Origin of the sequence: Chitinophaga sp. 22308, assembly GCF_052045305.1 — a bacterium.
GTDB lineage: Bacteria > Bacteroidota > Bacteroidia > Chitinophagales > Chitinophagaceae > Chitinophaga > Chitinophaga varians_A.
In genome coordinates, this window is record NZ_JBQEOP010000004.1 from 173,977 (window position 1) to 193,342 (window position 19,366).

The 19,366-nt window shown below is 48.2% G+C and carries 10 protein-coding genes; 5 read left to right on the forward strand and 5 right to left on the reverse strand.

Annotation, left to right across the window (positions count from 1 at the left end; genetic code table 11):
• The first annotated feature begins 270 nt into the window (after nt 1–270).
• Nucleotides 271–3,513 (forward strand): transcription-repair coupling factor, encoded by a 3,243-nt coding sequence (gene mfd / locus ACTJJS_RS16830; RefSeq protein ID WP_440664545.1) that lies wholly within the window; start codon nt 271–273, stop codon nt 3,511–3,513.
• Between the two features lie 185 nt (nt 3,514–3,698).
• The gene (locus ACTJJS_RS16835; RefSeq protein ID WP_440664546.1) at nt 3,699–4,409 is read left to right on the forward strand and encodes an SIMPL domain-containing protein; all 711 of its coding nucleotides are present in this window, start codon (nt 3,699–3,701) and stop codon (nt 4,407–4,409) included.
• A gap of 69 nt (nt 4,410–4,478) precedes the next feature.
• On the opposite strand, the gene ACTJJS_RS16840 is transcribed toward ACTJJS_RS16835, so the two are convergent.
• Together ACTJJS_RS16840 and ACTJJS_RS16845 are read right to left on the reverse strand one after the other, a co-directional pair.
• Nucleotides 4,479–7,706, reverse strand: a complete 3,228-nt coding sequence (locus tag ACTJJS_RS16840; protein ID WP_440664548.1) for a TonB-dependent receptor — start codon at nt 7,704–7,706, stop codon at nt 4,479–4,481.
• Nucleotides 7,707–8,050: 344 nt separating this feature from the next.
• Nucleotides 8,051–8,512, reverse strand: a complete 462-nt coding sequence (locus tag ACTJJS_RS16845) for a hypothetical protein (RefSeq protein ID WP_168870524.1) — start codon at nt 8,510–8,512, stop codon at nt 8,051–8,053.
• 300 nt (nt 8,513–8,812) lie between these two features.
• Here ACTJJS_RS16845 and ACTJJS_RS16850 point away from each other — a divergent pair, with 300 nt between their 5' ends.
• Nucleotides 8,813–10,141 (forward strand): AAA family ATPase, encoded by a 1,329-nt coding sequence (locus tag ACTJJS_RS16850; protein WP_440664549.1) that lies wholly within the window; start codon nt 8,813–8,815, stop codon nt 10,139–10,141.
• A 2-nt stretch (nt 10,142–10,143) separates the two neighbouring features.
• Nucleotides 10,144–11,361, forward strand: a complete 1,218-nt coding sequence (locus ACTJJS_RS16855; RefSeq protein WP_440664550.1) for a tetratricopeptide repeat protein — start codon at nt 10,144–10,146, stop codon at nt 11,359–11,361.
• 74 nt (nt 11,362–11,435) lie between these two features.
• On the opposite strand, the gene gyrB is transcribed toward ACTJJS_RS16855, so the two are convergent.
• A complete protein-coding gene (gene gyrB, locus ACTJJS_RS16860) occupies nt 11,436–13,415 on the reverse strand; it encodes a DNA topoisomerase (ATP-hydrolyzing) subunit B (protein ID WP_168870521.1) in 1,980 nt (659 codons plus the stop codon).
• A gap of 123 nt (nt 13,416–13,538) precedes the next feature.
• On the reverse strand, nt 13,539–15,221 hold the full coding sequence (locus ACTJJS_RS16865) for a hypothetical protein (protein WP_440664551.1): 1,683 nt from the start codon (nt 15,219–15,221) through the stop codon (nt 13,539–13,541).
• A 165-nt stretch (nt 15,222–15,386) separates the two neighbouring features.
• On the opposite strand from ACTJJS_RS16865, the gene ACTJJS_RS16870 reads away from it, so the two are divergent.
• Nucleotides 15,387–16,310, forward strand: a complete 924-nt coding sequence (locus ACTJJS_RS16870; protein ID WP_168870519.1) for a helix-turn-helix domain-containing protein — start codon at nt 15,387–15,389, stop codon at nt 16,308–16,310.
• A gap of 355 nt (nt 16,311–16,665) precedes the next feature.
• Here the strand turns inward: ACTJJS_RS16870 and ACTJJS_RS16875 are convergent, their stop codons facing one another.
• Nucleotides 16,666–19,167 (reverse strand): kelch repeat-containing protein, encoded by a 2,502-nt coding sequence (locus ACTJJS_RS16875; protein WP_440664553.1) that lies wholly within the window; start codon nt 19,165–19,167, stop codon nt 16,666–16,668.
• Between the last annotated feature and the right edge of the window lie 199 nt (nt 19,168–19,366).

The window sequence follows — 19,366 nt, forward strand, 5'->3', positions numbered from 1 at the left end:
CACTGAATATAACAAAACATTTTGAATTTTATCATTTGAATATTTGGCCAGTGTGCCATTGGCTCTTTTGCTGTTACGAAAAACAAATAATTAAATCTCTAAATAACCAAATAAACAAATGTTCGTATCTTTGCAACCTTCATGAATTTACAGGCTGTATTACAATTATTTCAACGTGATGCCCGCCTGCAGACGCTGGTGAAGGGGATTCAAACACCCGCCCCACAATACTTTCAGCTTTCTTCCCTGAGTGGGAGTGCAATAAATTTTGTGGCAGTATCAGTCTGGGCCAATGCAGAAGCGAACCATCTCTTTATTCTGAATGATAAAGAGGAGGCAGCCTATTTCCAGAACGATCTGGAAGAACTCAGCCAGGCGCTGGATATTTTCTATTTCCCCGATTCCTTTAAAAAAACCGGACAGTTCCAGGAGTTCAACAGCAGCCACAGTATGTTGCGTACGGAAGCGCTGATGAAATTTTCCGGAGAAAGTATCCGTAAAAAAGTACTGGTCACCTATCCCGAAGCACTCTGGGAGAAAGTGGCCGGCAGCAAGGCCTTCAGCTCCAATATGGTGCAGCTGAAAGTAGGAGACGTGCTGAAAGTGGACCCGCTGCTGGAGAAGCTGATAGGCTGGGGATTTGAACATACCGACTTTGTATATGAGCCCGGCCAGTATGCCCTGAGAGGTGGTATCCTGGATATCTATTCTTTCGGCAACGAAAAGCCGTACCGTATTGAACTGTTTGGAGAAGATATCGATTCTATCCGCCTGTTTGACCCGGAATCACAGCTTAGCGAACGCAAGCTGACACAGGTGACGCTCATCGCTAATATGGACACCCACACGGTGGACCATCTGAAAACGTCACTTGTAGAATTCCTGCCCGCCAATACCGTGGTATGGATGAAAGACCCTGCCTACATCCAAAGCGTGGTGGAACAGCTGGAACAGCGGCTCGATGACTGGCTGCTGACCGGTCAGAAAGTGAAGGTGAACGATGACGAAGACATGGCGCTCAGCAGCGATGACTTCGTAACAGCCGCTCCCCTCATGGAGCAGCTGTTACAGAAAACAACCGTGGTTTTCGGTAATAAAGAATACCTCACAGAAAAAGGCATAGCATCAACAACCATCGCCTTTGATACACAGGAACAGCCCGTCTTCAACAGACAGTTCGATCTCCTGATCAAAGACCTGGCGCAACATAACAACAACAAATATTCTCTCTTTATCTTCGCTGATAACCCGCGTCAGCTCGAACGTTTGCGCAGTATCTTCGAAGACCTGAAGGCAGACTTTGTCTTCTTTCCTATACCGGTGGCCATCAGCCACGGGTTCATTGATCATTCCCTGAAACTTGCCTGTTACACGGACCACCAGATCTTCCAGCGTTTCCACAAATCAAGGGTAAAACAAGCCTACAACAAAAACAAGGCGATTACCATGAAAACGTTGCGGGAGCTGCAACCCGGCGATTACGTAACGCATATCGACCATGGCGTGGGCGTGTACAGCGGTTTGCAAAAGATCGAATCCGGTGGCAAAATGCAGGAAGCTATCCGCATCATTTACAAAAACAACGACCTGTTGTATGTAAATATTAACTCCCTGCACAAAATCAGCAAATACACCGGCAAAGAGGGCGTGGAGCCGAGAGTCAACAAACTCGGCAGCGACGCGTGGGACAAGCTGAAAGAAAAAGCCAAAACACAGGTCAAGGACATAGCCAAAGACCTGATCAAACTATACGCCGTGCGTAAGGCCCAGCAGGGTTTTGCACACGCACCGGACACCTATCTGCAAACAGAGCTGGAAGCCTCCTTCCTGTATGAAGATACGCCGGACCAAAGTAAAGCTACCGCCGATGTGAAAAGGGACATGGAAGGCCCCGCCCCCATGGACCGCCTCGTATGTGGCGACGTAGGCTTCGGTAAAACAGAAGTCGCTATCCGCGCAGCTTTCAAATCCATCGTGGACGGTAAACAGGCTGCCGTACTGGTGCCTACTACCATCCTTGCGTTCCAGCACTATAAAACGTTCTCCGAGCGCCTGAAAGATTTCCCCTGCACGGTGGACTATCTCAACAGGTTCAAATCTTCCAAAGAGAAAAAAGAAACGCTTAAAAAGCTGGAGGAAGGCAAGATCGACATCATCATTGGTACGCACGCCCTGCTGAGCAAAGACGTGAAGTTTAAGGACCTGGGCGTACTGGTGGTGGATGAAGAACAGAAATTCGGCGTATCTGCCAAAGAAAAACTGAAACAGCTGAAACATAACGTGGATACCCTCACCCTAACGGCAACGCCTATACCAAGAACGTTGCAGTTTTCGTTGATGGGTGCCCGTGACCTTTCGATTATCAATACGCCGCCGCCTAACCGGCAGCCTATTGAAACGGAAGTGCAGGTTTTTAACCAGGACGCTATCCGCGATGCCATCTATTACGAAACAGAAAGAGGCGGGCAGGTGTACTTTGTGCACAACCGCGTAAAAGGCCTGGCGGAAATGTCCTCACTGATACAGGGCCTTTGCCCTGATCTGGCTATTGCAACGGCCCATGGCCAGCTCGAAGGCCATCAGCTGGAAGAAGTCATTCTCGATTTCATCGACCGCAAATACGATGTACTGGTATGTACCAATATCGTGGAAAGCGGCGTGGACATCCCCAATGCCAATACCATTATCATCAATAATGCGCACCACTTCGGGCTGAGCGATCTGCACCAGCTCCGTGGCCGCGTAGGACGCAGTAACAAGAAGGCTTTCTGTTACCTGCTGGCGCCTCCTATGAGCACACTCACGGCCGACAGCCGCAAGCGCCTGCAAACCCTTGAACAGCACAGTGAGCTGGGCAGCGGCTTCCAGATCGCTATGCGCGACCTCGACATCCGTGGCGCCGGTAACCTGCTCGGTGGCGAACAAAGCGGTTTCATGGCGGAAATAGGCTTCGATATGTACCAGAAGATCCTGGACGAAGCTATCCGTGAACTGAAACAAAACGAATTCCGCGATCTCTTTAAAGAACAACTGGAAGAGAAAAAAGACTTCGTTAACGACTGTACGATCGATACTGACCTTGAAATACTGATCCCGGATACTTATATAGAAAGTATCCAGGAACGTCTGAACCTGTACCAGGAACTGGACAACACCACAGACGATGGCAGGTTACAACAGTTTGAACATGAACTGACAGACCGCTTCGGCCCCATGCCAGACCCGGTAAAAGACCTGCTCACCATGATACGCTGCCGCTGGATGGCTATTCAGCTGGGCTTCGAGAAAATGATGCTCAAAGAAGAAAACCTCCGCTGCTACTTTATCAATAACCCCGACTCCCCCTATTTTGAATCACCTACGTTCAACCATATATTAACGTATATACAAACCCGTACCAACAACGCCAAACTTAAACAGGTAGGCAAAAACTTTATGCTGGTGGTAAACCGTATCCGTAATATGAACGATCTCTATGCTTTCCTCAAAGGCATAACCGATAGCCGCAAATAATTTTCTGTAACATTTTTATTGCATAATCGTTTCATTAATAATATGAAACGAATAATTTAATATAACTATATGATGCCGTTTGAAAATTTTTTCCCCTGCTTTTGTGGAAACACGGTTTTGTACTGCATCATGAGGGTGTAATAAACATCGAAAACAATTTTTTTAAATAAGAAAAACAAAGACACATGAAAAAGGTAATGTTATTAGCCGCCGGATTATTCTTCGCTCTGAGCACTTTTGCCCAACAGGCTGACAATAAACAGGTAAAGAAAATTGAAGTAACTGGTTCTGCTGAAATAGAAATCACACCTGATGAGTTAAACCTGGACATCGCCCTGAGAGAATATTTAAAAGGGAAAACAAAAGTGGACATCACCACCCTGGAAAAACAACTGGTGAAAGCCATCGCTGATGCTGGATTACCTAAAGAAACCCTCACCATCGAAAACGTGAACGGCTTTAACAACGAGTTCTTCCTGCGTAAGAAAAAAGATCCAGTTGAATTTATGACCCGCAAGCAATATCGCCTGAAACTGACCAGACTGGATAAAATCAACGATATCCTGGGCGCTATAGACGCGGAAGGCGTGGAAAGCACCCGCATCGCTTCTTATACTTCCAGCAAAATGGACCAGTACCGTAAGGAGGTAAAAATCAAAGCCATAAAAGCGGCTAAAGAAAAAGCGGAATATATGCTGGCCGCTATCGGTAACAGCATCGATGGTATCCTCGAAGTACAGGAAATCAGCACTGACAACTATACTGATTACCGTCCGCAGATCATGGCCAACGCAATGTACAAATCTGCTGATGCAGCAGGTGGCGGCGCTCCTGAAATTGATTTCAAATCCATCAAAGTTCGCGCTGAAGTAAGAACAGTATTTACCATCAAATAACCTACATCATAAAAATGAAAAAGCCGCAGGAGTTAATTCCTGCGGCTTTTTTTATGTTGTTATCTGAACTTAGAAGCTGTATCTCAGGCCCAGCTGCATCTGGTGACGGGAGCCAAAGAAGTCTTTGGAGTAAGGAGATCCCGGATTTTCCAGTTTCAGGATAGGGTAGTTGTTCACTACTTTTCCTGTTGGTGTAGCACCTACGCTGGCAGAAGAGTTGAAGGTGTTCGGTGAGAAGTACTGAATACCCCAGTCTTTGTTGATCAGGTTGGTCACGTTCACGATATCGTAAGTGAGGGTGAGGGTGTGCATGGATTTGCCGGCTTTGAAGTTGAAATCCTGGCTAAAGCGGAAGTCAGCCTGTGTGTTCCATGGTGTACGACCACCGTTACGTTCGGTGAACTGGCCTTTACGACCGCTCAGGTATTTGTCTGCATTGATGTAGTTCATGAACTCTGTTGCTTGTTGAGCAGCAGTTTTACCACCGGCGATATCAGCAAAGAAGTTGGTTGCATCTGCTACATCTTTCGGGATGTAAGCGAGGCTCACCTGCTGAGGAGTACCCTGTACGGTAGCGTTTACGAAACCATATGTATAAGGTAAACCGGAAGAAGTGTTAAAGAACAGGGAGAAGTTGGAAACCCATTTGTTTTTAGCGTCCCAGCCGTGTTTGTAACCTACGGTAGCTACGATACGGTTGCGGATGTCGAAGTTGGAGTAAGCCAGTGCCGGATTGTTCGGGTTCAGGGCCTGGTTCAGCTGCCAGTTAGACTCCATGGAGTTACGGATACCATTGGTGATGTCTTTAGCTTGACCGTAAGTGTAGGCTGCCATAAAGTTCAGACCAAACGGGAAGGATTTAGACACCTGAGCAGTGATGCTGTAACGGTAACCTTTATCAGTGTTGGACAACAGGTAAGCATTCGTATATAACGGATTAGTTTTGGCACCAGACCAGACAGGCTGTTGTTTGTTCACGTCATATGCATAGTAGGTGGGATTGTCAGTCAGGTTGATCTGTTGGAACATCAGATCTTTGATCACTTTCGTGTAGATACCTTCGATGCTGAATTTCCACTGATCACGGGTGTTGTATTCCAGGGCGAGGCTGCTTCTCCATACCTGAGGCATTTTGAAGTTGTTGTCGATCAGGTCTACCTGGGTAGCACCGGAAGCGTCATTTACTTTAGCACCGTTCTGGGCTGCGAAGTCAGCGATACCGTTGGCAGAAGGCTTAGCTGCAGGGATCGGAGCGTTTACGAAAGGTTTGGAAGAGCGTTGGTCGTAAGCACCATAAGTTACACCGTTGTTGTAGTAAGCATAACCTAACCATGCGAAAGGAATACGGCCGGTGAAGAGACCTGTACCACCACGCAGTACAAGGCTGTTGTCACCTTTGATGTCATAGTTGAAACCTAAGCGCGGAGAGATCTGCACATTGTTCAGGAAGTTGTTTTTGATATCCTGAGGTTTAGTGTACGTGTAGGTGTTACCGTAGTTTGCGTCAACAGGGGCTTTGATGGTTTTATCGCTCAAAGGCTGTTTGTTCGGTATACCAGCATAGTCTAAACGGATACCCGGAGTGATTTTGAAGCGATCAGTCAGCTGGATTTCATCCTGACCGTACAGGCTCAGCAGGTTCACTTTGAACTGTGCGGGAGGATTAGCCATGATGTAATCACGGGAGTTGTTGGCGTAGTTATAGTTACCACGTACACGGCTGGGATTGTTGTTGAGGAAATCCTCAACGCTGTTATAGTCGATACGGCCGTTCCAGGAGTTTACGAAACCATAAGTGATGTTATAAAACTCGTTGTGGGTACCTACGGTGATAGTATGGTTGCCTTTGAAGATGGTCACGTTATCAGTTACCTCAAAGGTTTTTTGTTTCATGTTGAAGATGCTGGCTTCGCGGTCAGTACCAAGGAAGATGGTAGAACCTGCGGTACGGCCTTTGATCTGGATCTGCGGCGTAGCAGGATCAGACAGCGGGTCTCTGTAGTCATGAACGTTGGAGTAACCCAGGATCAGGCTGTTGGAGAGGGTGCTGTTGAAGTTGCTTTTCAGTTCAGCAACAGTAGAAGACTGGTTGTTCACCTGTTTGAAGTCGATGCCTTTGAAACGGAAGTTCTGTTGGTCACGTTCCAGGTTGGTGGCTTCGGAGGTGATGGTATTGTTACGGAGAGACAGGTGATGTTTGTCGTTGATATGCCAGTCCAGTCTGTTGAAGAACTTATTGGAGTTGGAATAGATGCTGGTGTTACCGGCAGTTCCAATATCAACACCATAAGTTTTCATCACAGCGGTGATGTCAGCAGCGTCTTTTTCAGAGAGGATGCCGCCGCCGTCAGCAGAACCTGCAGCGAGGATCACCGGGTCTACACGGCGGGTGATTTCTTCGTTGGTGAAGAAGAACAGTTTGTTTTTGATGATAGGGAAACCTACACGGGCGCCTGCCTGGTATTCATGGAAGTCGCTGGGCAGTTTGGAACCGTCGCCGGCGTTGTTTTTACCAATCATAGAGGCGTTACGGCCATAACCGTAGATAGAACCGTGTACTTCGTTGGTACCGCTGCGGGTAACAGCGTTCACGCTACCACCGAGGAAGTTACCAACTTTCACGTCAAAGGGAGCCAGTAATACCTGTACGTCCTGGATCGCATCGAGAGACACGGGGTTGGTACGGGTGCTGCTGCCTGGCTGGCCGCTGGTAGAGCTCTGACCGCCAAGGGAAGGGCTGAAGCCGATCGCGTCGTTGTTGATCGCGCCGTCTACAGTCACGTTATTATAACGGTAGTTGGTACCGAGGAATGAGTTGTTATTGCTCTGTGGCGTTACTTTAGTGAGGTCTTGCAGGCTGCGGCTCAGGCTGGGGATGCTTTTGATCTGCTCCTGTCCTATTTTGGTGCCGCCGGTTTTGCTGCCGGTATTGCCGGTAACCACGATTTCGCTCAGCGCGGTGGATTCTTCCTGTAATTTAAAGTTGAAGTTGATAGTACCCAGCGCCAGGTTCACATTTTCTTTTACTTCTTTTTTATAACCGATGAAAGAAACGGTGATAGTATAAGGACCGCCCGGATTAAGGTTGGGCACAATATAACGACCGTCGCTGTTGGTCTGTGTACCGTTTTTGGTGCCGGTGGCGGTGTTTAATACTACCACTGTTACACCGGGGATAGCCTGACCAGCAGGATCGGCTACTTTACCTGAGATGATAGAGGTGGTGATCTGCGCTTGTGTGTTATTAAAACATAAAACGACCAGAATGCTCGCTAAAAGCGTGACAAATGATTTCATAAAGCCTGTAAGTATTTACAGGTGCAAAACAACTACTCCAAAGCAACCAGAATGTTAACTCATCATTACCAAATTGTTAAGGACTACTTAAAATGATCTTAAAATAACCTTGTTAATCTGCAATTAAGTTAATTAAATATCAGGTTTAAGAATTTGTATGAAAACAATGTTAACAATCAACAAAGTAGGTGTCAGGACAAAATTGTTTAACAGTTCTTAAACAATAATTTCGTTAAGACAACCCATATGACTATACGAAAATAACGTATTCCCATGCCTGTTATCTACGAAAAAACCCCGCCTCAAAAGACAGGGTTTCTCTTGTTTTTTTAAACGGTTTCTGCTTAAAAATAGACTTTGAAAGTCCCGTCCGTTAAAGGTTTTTCTATTTCACCACTAATTAAAGTGCCGGAGAAGGTACCCTCCGCTTGTTTACTATTAATGCTTTCAAGTTTGATGGAGATGGCTTTGGTAATGTAGCCCTCTTCTTTTTGCTGAATATCCATCAGCGTCATTTCACCGGCGCTTTGATCGTACTGTCCGGCCTGAAGGCCATTGGGGAAAGTGATCATCAGTTCCATATGTTTGGTGAAATTGTTGGTGACACCATCTATTATCAGCGTCTTTTTGCCGGCAATAACGGTATCGGAAATATAACCCTGTGTAGAGTTGGAATGGTAGGTAACATCCCCTACCCGGAAAGTGAAGGTGCCCTCAGGCGTTGCTTCTTTCTTTTTGGAACAGCCAGCAAGTCCTGCTCCGGTAATAATCGCGACAACGGCCCATACGAAGATTTTCAAACGCATATGTTTTGTTATTTAATGCTGTCCTGTATTTGTGCCGCTGCATAAGGAAAACCGGGGAATTGGCCGGCAGAAATGCTGCCGCCAGCCATTCAAGTTGGAATAGGTGTACCGGTTAATATACGGGCATAGGGATAAATTCAGGTGCAATATATGCAATAAAAATTAAATTAAATAAAATGTTAATAAATAAATAGAGTGCTTGCAGCCGGAAGGAAGGCGGCAAAGTCAATATTAACAATATTTTTGTAGGGTAATTCCGTATTATTACTGCTCGGGATTTATCATTATTAAAAGCACATTATGTCATCGGAAGTAGTCAAACAATTACAGGAAGCCGTGCAGTTTTCACCGGAGAATGTGCCGTTGCGCTTACATCTGGCCCAGGTGCTGTTACAGGATTATGAATATGTGCAGGCAGAAGAACAGTACCGTAAAGTGCTGGAACTGTCGCCGGACCATACCGCCGCCCAGCTTGGACTGGCCCGTACCTTTTATCATCAGCAAAAATATTCTGCCGCTATAGTTGTCCTGGAACAACTGGAACATCATGAGCCGGACCATTTCGATGCGCTCCTGCTCCACTGCCGCATACTGGTAAAGGAAAACTCCCTCCAGTCAGCAAAGGAGATTTATCAGCATCTGTTGCAGCTCAATCCCGGCTTCCGCGACGAAGCCCTCGATGCCCAGTTCCGCCTGCCGCAACAACAGCCGGCCACCTCCTACGAGGAAGACGACTCTATGGAAGATCCGGATAAAGTCTTCACGCTGGAGAAACCGGATATGAACTTCTCCGACGTAGGCGGCATGGAAAGAGAAAAACAGGAAATAGACCTGAAAATCATCAAACCGCTGCAATTCCCAGACCTCTATAAAGCCTATGGCAAAAAAGCCGGCGGCGGTATCTTGCTGTACGGCCCTCCGGGCTGCGGTAAAACTTATCTGGCCAAAGCCACAGCCGGACAAATACAGGCGGAATTCATCAACGTAGGCATACACGATGTACTGGACATGTGGATCGGCAACAGTGAAAAGAACCTGCATGCGCTCTTCGAACTGGCCCGTCAACGCAAACCCTGCGTGCTTTTCTTCGATGAAGTGGACGCGCTCGGCGCTAACCGCACTTCTATGCGCAACAGCGGTGCCAGCCACCTGATCAATCAGTTCCTGGCAGAGATGGACGGTATCGCGGCAAACAATGAAAATGTGCTGATCATCGGCGCTACCAATGCGCCCTGGAGCCTCGACCCGGCTTTCCGCCGCCCTGGCCGGTTTGACCGCATCATCTTTGTGGCGCCACCCGATACAGATGGCCGCGAATCCATCCTGAAGCTGCAACTGCGCAACAAACCCGTATCGGACGTGGATTATAAAGCCGTCGCGAAAGCAACGGCCGGCTATTCCGGCGCCGACCTGAAGGCGATCGTGGACCTCGCCGTGGAAGACAAACTCCTCGAAGCATTACAGAAAGGAGTGCCACAACCTATATCACAAAAAGAACTGGTGAAAGCCATCAAAACACATAAGGCTACCACACGGGAATGGTTCAACACTGCCCGCAACTATGCCTTGTATTCCAACGAGGCCGGCTTGTATGACGATGTGCTGAAATACCTGGATATAAAGAAATAACTATGGCTGTACTCATTCAGCGTGCCCAGTTACTACTGCAACAAGGGCGTTACCAGGATGCGCTGACCACCCTGAAACAACATCTCAGCACCAGCGCCAATGACATCGACGCCCTTTTCCTGCTGGCTATCTGTTACCTCGAAATGGGCAAGACAGAAGAAGGAGAACAGGTAGTCAACAATGCGCTGAGCTTTGCTCCGGACGATGACCGGTTCCTGTACCTGAAAGCACGGCTGGCACTTAATAAAAACCAGTACAACGAAGCGTTGTTGGCTATCAGTGAGGCGGTCGCCATTCATCCCTATCAGGCTGATTACTTCGGCATGTGGAGCCAGATACTGCTGTTTAAAAAGGACTACCAGGGCGCCCTGCAAAAAGCACAGGAAGGACTGGCCATAGACCCGGAGAACCTGGTGTGTCTCAATCTCCGGTCCAATGCGCTGTTTAACCTGGGCAAAAAAGAGGAGGCATTTTCCAATTTGCACGAAGCGTTGGAACATAACCCGGAAAATGCCTATACCCATGCTAATCTCGGCTGGAAATGGCTGGAGGCCGGCGATCACCGGAAAGCCCTGGAACATTTCAGGGAATCGCTGAAACTGGACCCCAACCAGCAATGGGCCAAGAGCGGCATGGTACAGGCAATGAAAGCCCGTTACTGGCTGTACCGCCAGTTCCTGAACTATGCTTTTTTTATGGGAAGGCAAAAGGCAGGCATGCAGTGGTTGATCATTGTCGGCATCTTTATTTTCACACAGATCGCCAGCAAAGTGTTCTTTCCGTTATATGTATTGCTGGCGCTGGCCGCATTGTCCACATGGCTGATAGTACCGGTGAGCAACCTGTTCCTGCGGCTGAACCCTTACGGCCGTTATGCGTTAACACCGCAGCAGATCAGGGTTTCCACCATGGTAGGCTGTCTGCTGCTGGTGGCGTTGTTGGCTGCGGCTGCCTACTGGATCACGGGCATTCCCGGCTTGCTGGCTGTCGCTATCTGTTCCGGTGTATTGCTGTTGCCGGTTTCCAGTATGTATGCGCCTGAGTCAAAAAAGAACAAAAAAATCTTCCGCATTTATACCCTGGTATTGGCGGTTATAGGGCTGTTGGGTATCACCTTCGCATTTATCACTAACGATTATGCTAATATATTCGTGGCCGTTATGCTGATCGGTGTGTTCCTGTATCAGCTGTTGGCCAACTATATTATCTCCAGGGAATAGGCATAACAATATATAAAAGTAGAACGCCCATTGATAGTATCAATGGGCGTTCTACTTTTATACTGATAATGAACTTATGCGTCGATTTTTGCGTATTTCGCGTGTGATTCGATGAATGCTCTGCGCGGCGGTACTTCGTCGCCCATCAGCATGCTGAATACACGGTCTGCTTCGGCGGCGCTTTCGATGGTCACTTGCTTCAGCGTACGTTTTTCCGGGTCCATGGTAGTGTCCCACAGCTGTTCTGCGTTCATCTCACCAAGACCTTTATAACGCTGGATGTTTACGCTGTCTTCTTTACCACCGGCGGCCAGTTGAATGGTAGCAGCTTTACGCTGCTCCTCTGTCCAGGCGTAGATTTGTTCCTTGCCTTTTTTAACGAGGTACAACGGTGGTTGTGCAATGTATACATAACCCTGTTCCACCATGGCTTTCATGTAACGGAATACGAAGGTGAGGATCAGGGTGGCGATGTGGCTACCGTCCACGTCCGCATCCGTCATGATGATCAGCTTGTGATAGCGGAGTTTGGACAGGTTCAGCGCTTTATCGTCTTCTTCGGTACCGATGGTTACACCCAAGGCAGTGAAGATATTCTTGATCTCATTGTCTTCGTAGATCTTGTGTTCCATGGCCTTTTCCACGTTGAGGATTTTACCACGGAGCGGCAGGATGGCCTGGAAGTTACGGTTACGGCCTTGTTTGGCAGTACCACCCGCCGAGTCACCTTCGACAAGGAACAGTTCGCACTTCATAGGGTCATTGTCGGAGCAGTCTGCCAGTTTGCCTGGAAGGCCGCTACCAGTCATCACGCTTTTACGTTGCACCAGCTGGCGGGCTTTACGGGCCGCTTCGCGGGCCTGTGCTGCCAGCACCACCTTGTTGATCACCAGTTTGGCTTCGCGTGGATGTTCTTCGAGGAAGGCATCCAGTACGGCAGCTACGGAGCTGTCCACCACACCCATTACATCGGAGTTGCCGAGTTTGGTTTTGGTCTGGCCTTCAAACTGTGGTTCCGGCACTTTTACGCTGATGATAGCGCTGAGGCCTTCACGGAAGTCGTCGCCAGTCACTTCCACTTTTGATTTCTCAAACAGTTTGTTTTTATCGCCATAGGCTTTAAACACACGGGTGATGGCGCGGCGGAAACCGGCCACGTGCGTACCGCCTTCGATGGTGTTGATATTATTAACGTAGGAGAAGATATTCTCACTGAAGGCTTCGTTATATACCAGGGCCACTTCCACGGCTACGTTGGATTCAGCATCGTGGGCTTCTACGTAGATGGGCTCAGGCAGCAGCGGCGCACGGCGACCGTTTTTATCCAGCATCTGGATAAATTCGAGGATACCGCCTTCGCTATAGAAAGTTTCAGTGAAGATGTTGCCTTCTTCGTCTTTTTCACGTTCGTCAGACAGAACGATACGGATCTTACGGTTCAGGTAAGCCAGTTCCCTTAAACGGCCGGCCAGGATTTCCCGGTTGTAGGTCGTTTCCTTGAATATTTCGTCATCCGGCTGGAAATGTACAGTAGTACCGGTAGTTTCGCTTACGCCGATTTCCCGTACAGCATATTGGGGGATACCGCGGTGGTATTCCTGTTCAAACAGCTTACCTTCCGTTTGTACGGTCACATGCAGGCGGCTGCTCAGTGCGTTCACGCAGCTGACCCCCACCCCGTGCAGACCGCCGGACACTTTATAGGTGTTTTTATCAAATTTACCGCCGGCATGGAGCACGGTCATTACCACTTCCAGGGCGGAACGTCCTTCTTTGGGGTGAATGCCGGTGGGGATACCACGGCCGTCATCCTTTACCCGGATAGAGTTATCCTCGCAGATCGTTACTTCGATATTTTTGCAGTAGCCAGCCAGGGCCTCGTCGATGGAGTTATCAACTACCTCATATACCAGGTGGTGAAGTCCTTTGATGCCAATGTCGCCAATATACATGGCCGGACGCTTGCGCACCGCTTCCAGTCCTTCCAATACCTGAATACTCCCCGCATCATATCCGTTGCTGGGGCTGGTTGCTTGCACTAATTCTTCGCTCATATGTTGGTGTAAAATCGTTTAGAAACAAAATCGGTAGACAATCATGCAAAAATACGAAAAAAACGCCTGATTTCCATAAAAGAATAGCTGTTTTTGAGAGGGATGGATACCACTTTTTTGCCCCTATAATTTTCCGGCCCCGGCGGTCTCCTTCACCCCGGTAAATAATGTTTTCCACACCAGGTTAAAAAATGACTTCTGAACATCCCGTACGTGGGTAACATTGGCCACCCGGACCTTCTCCCCCGGGAGGGGATTACCGTCTTTTATGACCATCACATTTGCCACAAAACTCATCAACCCTTTACGGCTGTAGTTTTTATGGTCCTTGTCCTGCTTCAGGATGGCTATTTTCAGGTTGTCATACAACATGGTAACGCTGCCGGCGGCTTTGCGCTCGTCGCCCCGGATATTGAAATTCAGGTCCCGGATGTTGCAGGACCGTATCTCTATCATGCCCAGAGGCCGGGTTACGCTGTTCAGTTCCTTGCCGTTCATATTTTTCAACTGTCCGGACACGGCGAACTGGCCCGCCGGATTGTTGAGCGTAAAGTCAAAATGGGCCCTCAGCTTGCCGCTTTGCATGAAAATAGCGTCAAAATCGGCCATGCAGTGCTTGTTCCGGGCCACCATGGAGTCAATATTGGTGATGTTGGTCAGCCTGGCATGTACATGATTAAAGTTGATCTGGCCCACGTGCTGGGAAACCGGGCTTAACTCGGCATATTGCAGCTCCACGTTGTTGCCGGTCAGGGTATCGATTTTTATGGGCAGATGCAGCTTTTGCAGCACCTGGTTGGGGAACTGTCCCAGTTTATCACCCGGCGGCATCGGTAAGGTCCGGTCCCGGTAAATATGCAGCCGGCCATTGCTGATGTTGATACGCCGGGCCCATACCTGCTGCTCCTGCAGTAATAGCCGCGGGTCTAGTTCCTGTACTTTTATATCATTGAACTGCAGCTCATAACGATCCTGTTGTACACCGCCGGTCTGCTGCTGAAACTGCGTTTTATCGTATCGGGGCTGTAGCTCAAACTGGCCGATGTTCAGCGTCCTTTCGGCCGCATCGTAACGAATACCACGCACATACATCCAATAAAGGCTGTCGCGGGTGCGGTTCATATAGTCCCGCATACCGATTTCATAGTTACGGGCATACAGGTAACGGGTAGGATCATTCAAAGCCACAGAATCAATCAAAAAATCGTTTACCCCTACCCGTAGGTTATGGAACTGGTGTATAACACGGGAGGAATCTTTCCGGGTAAACACATATTTAAAATTGGTGCTGTCCAGCTGTAAATGCCCGATGAAGATGGATTTCATTTTGGGAGATATGTCCTCATAGGCTGTCCGGGGCCGGGTGGTGTCCCTGACGGTGCTGTTCTGGTCCATCACAATACTGGGGCCGGTCACTATCAGTTCTCCGGCGCTCAGCTCTTTTCTGGTGAAATACCGCCACGGTTTAAAGTACCGCAGTTGTAGTTTTTCCACACTGATGAGGTAGGTGTTTTCCGGAGCGCGGTGGGCTGCCAGCATACGCCTGTATACCGCTGAGTCCAGCGTCATGGCGGCTTTGTCCACTGTCAGGCTGCCGGAAAGCACATTAAGATGCAGTTCTTTGAATTGTACGGTATACAGGCTGTCTGACAGGTCCGTTACATAACCGGATAGTTCCTTGCGTAACAGCTTGGTCCAGTGTTGGTTAAGATACCAGCCTGTACATAATACCAGTACCAGCAGTATAGATAATACGGTCAGAATAATCCTGATGATCCGGGGTAATTTCCTTTTCCTGTGTTCCATCTGTTATGAATAAACGAAATTTATACCAATTGATTGCTGTCACACTGCTCCAGATATGTAAAAGTTATTCCTTATGTTAGGAATGCTTTGTAAGTGTATTGTCAAAATGTATTTGATTAAAATTGGAAGTGTTAAATTTGTCCCGGTTTTAAAACATCAGGTAAAGTGAAAGAAATTCAGGAAATACTGGCATTAGCCATCCCGCAGCCCGCCATGAGCGACCAGCTACAGCTGGCGGAGCAGGATAGCGTGACTGTCCCGGATTGCCTGGACTTTACATTGCAGCGCTTTGTTTATGACAAGCCGCTACCGGTGGAAGACGTAGCCATGGTGGTATACCAGCCGGCTAAAAGAGGGCAGTCCGCCGCAATAGAACTTCGCTATTGCGTGGCCGGCAGCAAATATTGTAAAAATCCCGCCTGCACTGACCAGTTATGTGCAGAAGGCAACAAAGAAGCCTGTAAAGACAAGGTCCCTTCGGTAGACCTCATCACCGTCAGGTTCCAGCCAGCGTTTATTCAGTCGCTTCAGAAAAATACCACCTCGTTCTCCCTCTTCGAGAACCAGGCCCGCAAACCTTTCGTGAAAACCATCCAGCCCTGCACCAAATCCAAATCAGTGCTGGAAACCATGGTACATCATGATTATGAAGGAATGCTGAAAAACATCTTCCTGCAAAGCCGCGCCCTGGACTTACTGCTGTACAGTTCAGACCAGTTCATGCAGAACGATCCCGACGAACGCTACGGCTGCCGCTTCCTCACACACCTGGAAGACCGGGAGAAAATTGAAAAAGCAAGAAGTATCTTACTGGAACAACTGGATTCCCCTATCACCATCCGCGATCTGGCCCGCAAAGTAGCCATGAATGAATGTTACCTGAAAAAAGGCTTTAAAGCCATGTACGGTACCACCATCTATGACTATTTCCAGAAAGAAAGGATGGAAAAGGCCAAAGGCCTGTTGTACGAAAAAGGCATGTCCGTGTCTGAAGTGGCTATGCTGATGGGTTATTCCTGCATATCCCACTTCTCCACTGCCTTTAAAAAACATACAGGATTAAAACCGTGTGAGTTGTTACTTCGTTGATTATCAATTAGAAAGAGTTTATATAAATGCTGATGGCCCTTCGCCATCAGCATTTTTTTTTGCAATTTCCCGCTTTGATCATTTCTTTTCCCGAATTGAAAACCGCAGTCGGAAATATCACTGTTACTTTGTAACTGTTAAAACGACGGACAGATATCCATCTGTGAACCTTCAAAGCTTCCTTATTAGATTTGACCATGGGAAGAAACTTTTCTGGTGATTACATTGAGTAAAGCCATAAATTTTAGACTTGCGTTTTTTTGTCAAACACCAGGGGAACACAAGTTAATTGCCAGAGAAGTTTTTACCAGATTTTATAAAGTCGCCTCACCTCCGTGGGGCGACTTTTAAATTTTCAGCAATGGGCAATCGCTTCGGCATATTCCACCTCATAAGTGGCCCCGTAAGTGCTTTTGTATTCTTTCAAAAACGATGCGTACAGATGGCGCGCCGCCGCATGCTGCCGCAGTGCTACCAATGCCCTGCATTTGTGACGCACAGCCTCTTCATGCAAAGAGTCGGCATGCAACATACAATCACATACTTCCAGTACAAATGCCGGAGCGGCATCGGGGTTTTCTTCCAGGAAATGACCCAGCAGCTCAATATTATGGGAGGCAATATCGGCCTTGAATTTATCCAGCCAGGGATATTCGGTGCCTTGCAGGAAGGGTCCCCGCTTCAATAGCGCTGTCAATGCACTGATATTACCAGTACCCTCCTGTAACAACTGATAATAATGGTCCAGGTCTGTCTGTACAGCCGGCTCCTCAAACCGGAAAATCCAGCGTTCATTGTCTTTCGCCAGCGTATAGGCGCCCGTTTTATCAAGTATGTTTTTTAGTTTGACCAGATTAACGGAACGGTTGTTTTTCGCGTCTTTTACAGACCTGCCCGGCCACAGCACCTCATTGATTTCTTCAGACGAAATACCACCCCTGCCAGGCAATGAATGTAGATATAACAACAGAAACAGCTCTTTCAGCAAAGGACTGAAAGCGCGGGTGATGTCATTACCGTCTTTGTCGGTAACCGTAAAATGGCCAAACAACAGCACACCGGAATGATGGCCCGTGGCGACAGGTGCTGCAGCGGGTATGATGATAGTTGTAGCTGTAACTGGCGGTGGGGCAACAGGTGCGGGCGCTGTCGCTTTCCTGCGGTTCAGTGCTGCAATGCCAAGCGCCAGTAAAAACAGCGCAATCACCACGCCTATCGCTATCATAATCCTGACAAGATACAATGGCGCCGGTCTGTCGGCCGGTGCCTGGGCGCCAAGGCCATAAGGCGAAAACAGCAAAGTATGAATACGTACCTGCGTGGTATTGTTTTTCAGGGAAAACAAAGTCACTACCGTCAGTTCATCATTTTCGGGTGTATAAAAGAGCCTTGCGGCCGACCGTATATCGTAAAAATCAAACGGTACAGGAGTGGCCATCGCGGTGTATACCGGTTCTTTCAAGGAGCCCCTGATCAGCTGAAGGGAAGAGTTCATCCGGTCGTTGGCAAAAGTCAGGGCATAATATTCCTGTTGCGCTGTATTCAGGATCATATTGCCGGCAAAGGCAAACTGTTCTTCCGGCTCTTTCAACCGGTAGATGGAGCGGAAGGTGCGGCGCTTTACATCAAACAATACCAGGTCGTACAGGTTATGCGGATTCAGTAGCTGATCACCGGTAGTGCTGCCGTAACCCCCAAGTATATACGCTGTGTCGCCGGCTTCGTTGTGCCCCAGCGCAGCCAGGTACCGGGGAGTGAAAGTGTCCCCTGTCATGGCCACCTGCTCCCACTGATGGCGTGATGGCGTATAGCGGTGTACTTCGTTTTTATACCTGAAATCGCCATAACCACCTATGATATAAACACTGCTGTCATACGCGGAAAAAAAGAGATTGGAATGCCAGTAGCTGGTGACGTTCTGTGGATTTAATGCTTTATCCCATGTGTGCCGGCTGGTATCACATACCGCTACCTGCTGGCTGTCGGCCATCAGCTGGTAAAGCTGTTTATCTGCCGGGTTAAAAACAGCGTGTAGCCCTTGGGGTGATATGTGAGGGACCTGTGCCTGTGCCACTGTCTGATGGGTGAAACAGGAATAGCGGTAAAGGCTGTCATTGCTGGTGATATAAATAGTACCGGTTGCGGCGTCCATCGCTATACCAGCGTTTCCTTTTACAATAAAGGAATCGGCTTTATGCCAGGTAGTAAATGCAGGCCGCATCCACACCGGATTTTTGACCTGCGCTGTCTGCCCAGTGACGAGATCTTTGTCGATAAAGCCATCAGTCTGGTCCAGCGGCCAGTGATGCTGTAACCTGTTACCGGCAAACAGCCGTATATCTTTCAGCCGCATGGGTGGCAGGTCAAACGTCCGGAAGGCCTTACGGTAATTGGCACCGAAGCAGATCCGGAGCATGCTGCCGGAAATAACGGGACTGCGTGCAATGCCTACCTGTTTCCCATTGACGGTAACGGCTAATGTATGTGCTTCATTGTTACCGTCCAGCCGGATGGTGTTCCATTGGTGAAACAGGCTGTCAGGGCCGATTGAGAAGGTGATGCCGGAAAATGAGTTGCCCGTGACCACATAAAATGCTTTTGTGCGGACATTATATATCAGGTCGATATTCTGGCGCTTTTCATCGGTTATCCTGAACACATAGCCGAAGTACGATCGGAAAAAAGGCTGGAAGGAAAGGTCGAAAGACAGGCTGTAACTGCCTTTCACCTGGACAGGTTTTTCCGGTGTAAGATCCAGTGAAGTGCGATCTTCCTGGGCAATGTTTTTACTGGCGAACGCCAGGCCATACCCCTCCTGTGCCTTGCCGGCTACAACAAGTGATATTAATATGATCAAAAAGACTATATATCTGTACATAGGCTACCTTACAAATCCTGTAAGTCTTTTTTCCATTTGTTCTAATAAGAAGCGGGACAGACCGGCTTTCTATAACGTGGCAAATTAAAATCTAATCGCTAGAAATTTCTGATATGGAAGTTAACTTTGCTTTAAGAAACTTCTCTAGTGTTAATTTAATAGATAAAACACGCATTTC

Excerpts from the sequence above, each read along its gene's own strand:
- ACTJJS_RS16865 (WP_440664551.1), bottom strand. The coding sequence starts at position 15,221 with ATGGAACACAGGAAAAGGAAATTACCCCGGATCATCAGGATTATTCTG.
- ACTJJS_RS16855 (WP_440664550.1), top strand. The coding sequence starts at position 10,144 with ATGGCTGTACTCATTCAGCGTGCCCAGTTACTACTGCAACAAGGGCGT.
- ACTJJS_RS16850 (WP_440664549.1), top strand. The coding sequence starts at position 8,813 with ATGTCATCGGAAGTAGTCAAACAATTACAGGAAGCCGTGCAGTTTTCA.
- ACTJJS_RS16845 (WP_168870524.1), bottom strand. The coding sequence starts at position 8,512 with ATGCGTTTGAAAATCTTCGTATGGGCCGTTGTCGCGATTATTACCGGA.
- ACTJJS_RS16835 (WP_440664546.1), top strand. The coding sequence starts at position 3,699 with ATGAAAAAGGTAATGTTATTAGCCGCCGGATTATTCTTCGCTCTGAGC.
- gyrB (WP_168870521.1), bottom strand. The coding sequence starts at position 13,415 with ATGAGCGAAGAATTAGTGCAAGCAACCAGCCCCAGCAACGGATATGAT.
- ACTJJS_RS16840 (WP_440664548.1), bottom strand. The coding sequence starts at position 7,706 with ATGAAATCATTTGTCACGCTTTTAGCGAGCATTCTGGTCGTTTTATGT.